The sequence below is a fragment of the Actinosynnema sp. NPDC020468 genome, from assembly GCF_040642015.1.
In the GTDB taxonomy this organism is placed as follows: domain Bacteria; phylum Actinomycetota; class Actinomycetes; order Mycobacteriales; family Pseudonocardiaceae; genus Actinosynnema.
In genome coordinates, this window is the sequence record NZ_JBFAEO010000100.1 from 1 (window position 1) to 6,554 (window position 6,554).

Below are 6,554 nucleotides of genomic sequence, written 5' to 3' on the forward strand. Positions count from 1 at the left end.
GGCACTTGCGTCTTCGGCCGGCGGTAGCGCTTAATGCGCCCCCTTGACACATGCGGTTGGGCTGCGCCCAGGCCATACGGGGAGAACACGAGGCCACGGCTTTAGGCGTGTGCGCGCCTTTGCGCTTCTGCGTGCTGGTGGGTCAGGCGTCGGTCAGTTTTGCCTTCAGGGTGGTGGAGAGGGTTGCCCAGGAGTCCAGGAGGGTTGCCGCCTTGCCTGTGTCCACGGCTGTTGCGGCTTTGGTCAAGGCTGTGGACAGGTCGTCGGTCAGGTTTCCGGACAGGCCTGTGTGGGCGGCGATGGCGGCTGCCGCGTTCAGGAGTACGGCGTCCCTCACCGGGCCCGGGGTTCCTGCCACGAGGGTGCGGACCACTTCCGCGTTGACCTTCGCGTCGCCGCCCTTGAGGTCTTCCGGGCGGGAGGTGGGGATGTCCAGGGCTGTGGGGTCGATGGTGGTGGTGTGGACCTTGCCCTTGTCCGCCACCCAGACCGACGTCGTGGTCGTGGTCGTGATCTCGTCCAGGCCGTCGTCGCCCCTCACCACCAGGGCCGTGTAGCCGCGGCGGGCGAAGACGTCGGCGATCAGGGGGGCCGCGCCCGCCCGGCCGCAGCCGATGAGGCCGACCTGGGGTTGGGCGGGGTTCGTCAGGGGGCCCAGGAGGTTGAAGGCGGTGGGGATGCCCAGTTCGCGGCGGGGGCCGGAGGTGTGGCGGAAGGCCGGGTGGAAGACCGGGGCGAAGCAGAAGCCGATGCCCAGTTCGGCGACGGTGCGTTCCACGCCCTCCGGGGGGAGGTCGATCGCCACGCCCAGGGCTTCCAGGACGTCCGCGGTGCCGCAGAGGGACGAGGCGGCGCGGTTGCCGTGCTTCACCACCGGCACGCCGGCGGCCGCGGTGACCAGGGTGGCCATCGTGGAGATGTTCACCGAGCCCGAGTTGTCGCCGCCGGTGCCGACGATGTCCGTCGCGCGGACGTCCACCGTGAAGCGGCGGGCGTGGCGGAGCATGGCCGAGGCCAGGCCGTCGACCTCCTCCGGCGTCTCGCCCTTCGCGCGCAGCGCCACGGCGAAGCCCGCGATCTGGGCGTCGGTCGCGGCGCCGGACATGATCAGGTCCATGACCCAGCCGGTGTCCTCCGCCGACAGGTCGACGCCGTCCAGCAGCTGGTTCAACACCGACGGCCAGGTGCGCGTCATCGCCTAGCCCCGCACGGCGGGCACTGCCGACGAGCGCAGCACCTCGGCCACGGTCTCGGCGGCGGCCAGCGGGTCGAGCGGGTGGACGAGCACCGCGTCCGCCTGCGACCACGTCGCAAGCCACCGGTCGTCCTTGCGCCGCACGGCCACCACGATCGGCGGGCAGTCGGTGATCTCGTTCTTCAGCTGGCGGGACAGGCCCATGCCGCCGGTGGGCTGCGCCTCGCCGTCGAGGATCGCCAGGTCGACGCCGCCCTTGTCCACCTCGTACAGGACGTCCGCGATCGTGCCCACCTCGACGTAGTCGACGCGGCCCAGGTCGGGCGCGGGACGGCGGCCCACCGCAGTGATGATCGTCTCACGCACCTCGGGGCGGTGGCTGAACACCAGGATCCTGGTCGTCTGCGTGCTCATGTGCGCGATCCTCCGGCTGGTCGGGTGCCAGGTGACCACCCATGCTAGCCGGCCGACCGGGCGTCACCTGAAGCGCGTCCCACCCGATCCAGTCGCCGCCGAGGCGCTGGGCGAGGCTCGCCATCCTGGATCGTTCCTGCGCGCAGTGCAGGGCGTCCAGCCGCTGCACCCGCAGCGCGTGCACGCGTTCGGATACCCGCACCTCCCAGCCGTCCGGCGCGAGCAGCTCGCGGGCGCGTTCGACCTGATCAGAGGGTAGTTCGAGGTGGTGGCGCAGCACCGCGTCGCGGTCGGCCGCCCAGGCGGGCGACCGGGCGAGCACGGCCGAGTCCGCCTCCACGATGTCGAACGCCTCCACCACGACCTCCAGACCTGGTGAATCGATCTCCAACGCCGGTACGCCCCGTCGTGCGAGGCGATCACGCAACCGGCCGAACAGTCCCATGTCGACCTCACCGCCCGTGTGACCCAGATGACCTGCGGACCCGCCCCGGACCCGATGGGCGGAGCGAAAACCTGCAAGCAATAATGCGTCGTGTGACAACGGCAGCGCCTTCCATCGGCCAGCGCGTGCACTCGCTGAACCGCCCGAACATGGTCAGCGTCGGCACGATCGTCTGGCTGTCCAGTGAGCTCATGTTCTTCGCCGGCCTCTTCGCCATGTTCTTCACGGTGAAGGCCCAGAACGTCGGCGTCTGGCCCCCGGAGCCGACCGAGTTGAACAAGCCCTACGCGGCGTTCTTCACGGTCATCCTGGTGGCGTCGTCGTTCACCTGCCAGTGGGGCGTCTTCGCCGCCGAGCGCGGTGACGTCTTCGGCCTGCGCCGGTGGTACATCGTCACCCTGATCATGGGCGCGATCTTCGTCGGCGGGCAGGCGGGGGAGTACTACAACCTCATCCACGAGGGCACCACCATCCCCGGCTCCGCGTACGGCACGGTCTTCTACCTGACCACCGGCTTCCACGGCCTGCACGTGATCGGCGGCCTGATCGCGTTCGGCTACCTGCTGGTCCGCACGAAGCTGAGCAAGTTCACCCCGGCCCAGGCCACCTCGGCGATCGTCGTGTCGTACTACTGGCACTTCGTCGACGTGGTGTGGATCGGGCTGTTCGCGATCATCTACATCGTGCCCTGACCTGCTCGACACTCCCGAACCCGACACCAGCAAGGGTTGCCTGCACTCATGACCACCATCACCAAACGGGCCCGGAAGCGCAGCAAGCTGCGTCGGCGGATCTCGGGCCTCCTCGCGCTGGGTTTCGCGCTCCTCAGCGCGGGTTTCCTGTTCAGCGCGCTGGCCCCGCAGCCGCAGACGGCCCAGGCGCAGGACGAGTCCGCGCAGGTGCGTCTTGGCGAGCAGCTCTACAACAACACCTGCATCAGCTGTCACGGTGCCAACCTCGACGGCGTGAAGGACCGCGGTCCCAGCCTCATCGGCGTGGGTGACGCGGCCGTCTACTTCCAGGTTTCCTCCGGCCGCATGCCCATGGCGCGCCAGGAGGCACAGGCCCAGCGCAAGCCCGCGGCGTTCACCGCCGAGGAGATCGACGCGCTCGGCCAGTTCATCCAGTCCCGCGGCGGCGGCCCGGAGACCCCCGGGGAGCGTGGCGAAGCGCTCCGCGGCGAGGACCCGGCCCGCGGCGGCGAGCTGTTCCGGCTCAACTGCGCGGCGTGCCACAACTTCACCGGTCGCGGCGGCGCGCTGTCGTCCGGCAAGTTCGCGCCCGAGCTGGACGGCGTGACAGAGGAGCAGCTGTACACGGCGATGCTCACCGGTCCGCAGAACATGCCCAAGTTCTCCGACCGGCAGCTCACGCCGGAGGAGAAGAAGGACATCATCGCTTACATCAAGTCGGTGACCGACGGGAACAACAACCCCGGCGGCGCCCCCCTCGGCGGCCTCGGGCCGGTATCGGAGGGTCTGATCGCGTTCATCGTGGGCATCGCCGCTCTCATCGGCGTGACCCTCTGGATCGGAGCCAAGGCATGAGCGGCGGTACGCCGGTCGAGCAGCCGTCAGACGCGCAGCTCGCGGACATGAGCAGGGACGAGCTGGTCAAGCTCGGCACCGCGCTGGACGGGGTCGAACTCGTCCACTACGAGGAGCGCTGGCCCGTCAAGGGCACGCGCGCCGAGCGCCGGGCCGAGCGGTCGGTCGCCCTGTGGTTCACCATCGCCGCGCTGGCGGGCCTCGCCTTCCTCGCCGCGTTCCTCTTCTGGCCGTGGAAGTACGAGTCGCCCAACAGCGACCACCACTTCCTGTACAGCCTGTACACGCCGCTCATCGGCTTCACCCTGGGTCTGTCCATCCTGGGTCTGGGCGTCGGCGCGCTGATGTACACGAAGAAGTTCATCCCGGAGGAGCTGGCCGTCCAGCAGCGCCACGACGGCGGCTCGTCCGAGGTGGACAAGGCGACCGTGCTGGCCGAGCTGGCCGACGCGGGCGAGCGCTCGGGCATCGCCCGCCGGTCGCTGATCAAGCGCACCGCGGGCCTCGGTGCCGGCGTCTTCGGCCTCGGCGTGCTCGCCGTGCCGCTGGGCGCGCTGATCAAGAACCCGTGGGCGGACAGCGACAGCAAGGCCTCGCTGTGGCACACCGGCTGGAAGGCCGAGAACGGCGAGAAGGTCTACCTCCGCCGGCACACCGGCAAGTTCCACGAGGTCGAGCTGGTGCGCCCGGAGGACCTGGACGCCGGCGGTTTCGAAACCGTGTTCCCGTTCCGCGAGTCCGAGCGGGACGACGAGGAAGCCCTGGTCGCGGCCCTCAAGCGGGCCGACAACCCGGTCATGCTGATCCGCCTGCGCCCCGGCCAGGAGGTCGTGAAGCGGCAGGACCAGGAGAACTTCAACTACGGCGACTTCTACGCCTACTCGAAGATCTGCACCCACCTGGGCTGCCCGACCTCGCTGTACGAGCAGCAGACCGGTCTGCTGCTGTGCCCGTGCCACCAGTCGCAGTTCGACGTCTTCCACTACGGCAAGCCGCGCTTCGGTCCGGCGACCCGTGCGCTTCCCCAACTACCGATCACGGTGGACGAAGAGGGATACTTGATTGCCCGCGGCGATTTCAAGGAAGCCGTGGGTCCGGCGTTCTGGGAGCGTAAGTCATGAGCGGCATCACGACGCCGACCAGGCGGCAGGGCGCCGCCGCCCGTGCGGCGGGTGGCGCGGCGAAATGGGCCGACGACCGGTTCCATCCGGCCGGCGGCATGCGCAGGCAGCTGAACAAGGTCTTCCCGACGCACTGGTCGTTCCTGCTCGGCGAGATCGCGCTCTACAGCTTCATCATCCTGCTGCTGTCGGGCACCTACCTGGCGCTGTTCTTCGACCCCTCCATGGAGGAGGTCGTCTACCACGGCGTCTTCACGAACCTCCAGAACGTCGAGATGTCGCGGGCGTTCGAGTCGACGCTCCAGATCTCGTTCGACGTGCGCGGCGGCCTGTTCGTGCGCCAGGTCCACCACTGGGCGGCGCTGCTGTTCATGGGCGCGATCGTGGTGCACATGTTCCGGATCTTCTTCACGGGCGCGTTCCGCCGCCCGCGTGAGATCAACTGGGTCATCGGCATCGTGCTGTTCATGCTCGGCGCGATCGAGGGCTTCCTCGGCTACTCGCTCCCCGACGACCTGCTGTCCGGCACCGGCCTGCGGGTCATGGCGGCGCTGCTGATCTCGTTCCCGGTCATCGGCACCTGGCTGAACTGGCTGGCCTTCGGCGGCGAGTTCCCCGGCACCGAGATCATCCCGCGGCTGTACACGCTGCACATCCTGGTCATCCCGGGCATCATCCTGGCGCTGATCGCCGTCCACCTCGGACTCGTGTGGTACCAGAAGCACACGCAGTTCCCGGGCGTGGGCCGCAAGGAGAACAACGTCGTCGGCGTCCGCATCATGCCGGTCTTCGCGGCCAAGGGCGGCGGCTTCTTCGCGGTCGTCGTCGCGGTCACCGCGATCATGGGCGGCATCTTCCAGATCAACCCGGTGTGGAACTTCGGCCCGTACAACCCGGCCCAGGTCTCCGCGGGCTCCCAGCCCGACTGGTACATGGGCTGGACCGACGGCCTGGTCCGCATCTGGCCCGCGTGGGAGCTGTACCTCGGCGACTACACCGTCCCGGCCCCGTTCTGGCCCTTCATGCTCGGCCTCCCGCTGCTGACCGGCATCGCCGCGGTCTACCCGTGGATCGAGCGCAAGATGACCAAGGACTACGCCCACCACAACCTGCTCCAGCGCCCCCGCGACGTGCCGGTCCGGACGTCGCTCGGCATCATGGCCATCTCGTACTTCATGGTCCTGCTGCTGATGGGCGCGAACGACATCTTCGCGATGAAGTTCGACATCTCGCTGAACGCGACGACGTGGATGGGCCGGATCGGCCTGCTGATCATCCCCCCGATCGCGTACTTCGTGACCTACCGCCTCTGCATCGGCCTCCAGCGCAGCGACCGCGAGGTCCTGGAGCACGGCGTGGAAACGGGCATCATCAAGCGCCTCCCGCACGGCGAGTTCATCGAACTCCACCAGCCCCTGGGCCCGGTGGACGACCACGGCCACCCGCTCCCACTGGAGTACCAGGGAACGTCCGTGCCGAAGAAGATGAACAAACTGGGTTCCGCGGGCCACCCGGTCCCCGGCAGCTTCCTGAGCCCGGACAAGCCGGAGGAAACGGCAGCCCTGGCCCGAGCCCACGCAGAAGCAGGCCACCCGAAGGAAGCCCTGAAGGAAGCCAACAAGCCCTCGAACACGGAGCTGGCAGGAAAGCCCGCCCACCCCGAGAGCTAGCACAAGCAGCCAACGCGAGAGGCCCCGCACCACAGGTGCGGGGCCTCTCGCTTGCTTGCCTAAAGCTGTGGCCTCGTGTTCTCCCCGTATGGCCTGGGCGAAGCCCAACCGCATGTGTCAAGGGGGCACATTCAGCGCTACCGCCGGCCAAACTCGACAACG

Annotated in this window: 6 protein-coding genes and 1 pseudogene; 4 read left to right on the forward strand and 3 right to left on the reverse strand. The window is 68.8% G+C overall.

Annotation, left to right across the window (positions count from 1 at the left end):
* Nucleotides 1-142: 142 nt before the first annotated feature.
* From trpD to AB0G50_RS35675, 3 genes and pseudogenes are all read right to left on the reverse strand, one after another.
* Nucleotides 143-1,195 carry an anthranilate phosphoribosyltransferase gene (gene trpD / locus AB0G50_RS35665; protein ID WP_360118471.1) on the reverse strand — a complete coding sequence of 351 codons (1,053 nt, stop codon included), beginning with the start codon at nucleotides 1,193-1,195 and terminating at the stop codon, nucleotides 143-145.
* 3 nt (nucleotides 1,196-1,198) lie between these two features.
* Entirely contained in the window at nucleotides 1,199-1,609 is a 411-nt protein-coding gene (locus tag AB0G50_RS35670) for a hypothetical protein (protein WP_360118474.1), read from the reverse strand.
* Between the two features lie 67 nt (nucleotides 1,610-1,676).
* Nucleotides 1,677-2,054: pseudogene (locus tag AB0G50_RS35675) on the reverse strand (hypothetical protein); the annotation flags it as partial.
* Nucleotides 2,055-2,137: 83 nt separating this feature from the next.
* On the opposite strand from AB0G50_RS35675, the gene AB0G50_RS35680 reads away from it, so the two are divergent.
* The 4 genes from AB0G50_RS35680 to AB0G50_RS35695 are packed head-to-tail and all read left to right on the forward strand — an operon-like array spanning nucleotide 2,138 to nucleotide 6,392.
* Complete coding sequence (locus AB0G50_RS35680) at nucleotides 2,138-2,746, forward strand: heme-copper oxidase subunit III (RefSeq protein ID WP_360118477.1); 609 nt, start codon at nucleotides 2,138-2,140, stop codon at nucleotides 2,744-2,746.
* Between the two features lie 48 nt (nucleotides 2,747-2,794).
* Nucleotides 2,795-3,601 (forward strand): cytochrome c, encoded by an 807-nt coding sequence (locus AB0G50_RS35685; protein WP_360118480.1) that lies wholly within the window; start codon nucleotides 2,795-2,797, stop codon nucleotides 3,599-3,601.
* Entirely contained in the window at nucleotides 3,598-4,722 is a 1,125-nt protein-coding gene (locus AB0G50_RS35690) for a ubiquinol-cytochrome c reductase iron-sulfur subunit (protein WP_360118483.1), read from the forward strand. Before AB0G50_RS35685 ends, AB0G50_RS35690 begins: the two co-directional genes overlap by 4 nt.
* Complete coding sequence (locus tag AB0G50_RS35695) at nucleotides 4,719-6,392, forward strand: cytochrome bc complex cytochrome b subunit (RefSeq protein ID WP_360118486.1); 1,674 nt, start codon at nucleotides 4,719-4,721, stop codon at nucleotides 6,390-6,392. The genes AB0G50_RS35690 and AB0G50_RS35695 overlap by 4 nt, the downstream gene beginning before the upstream one ends.
* Nucleotides 6,393-6,554: the final 162 nt, after the last annotated feature.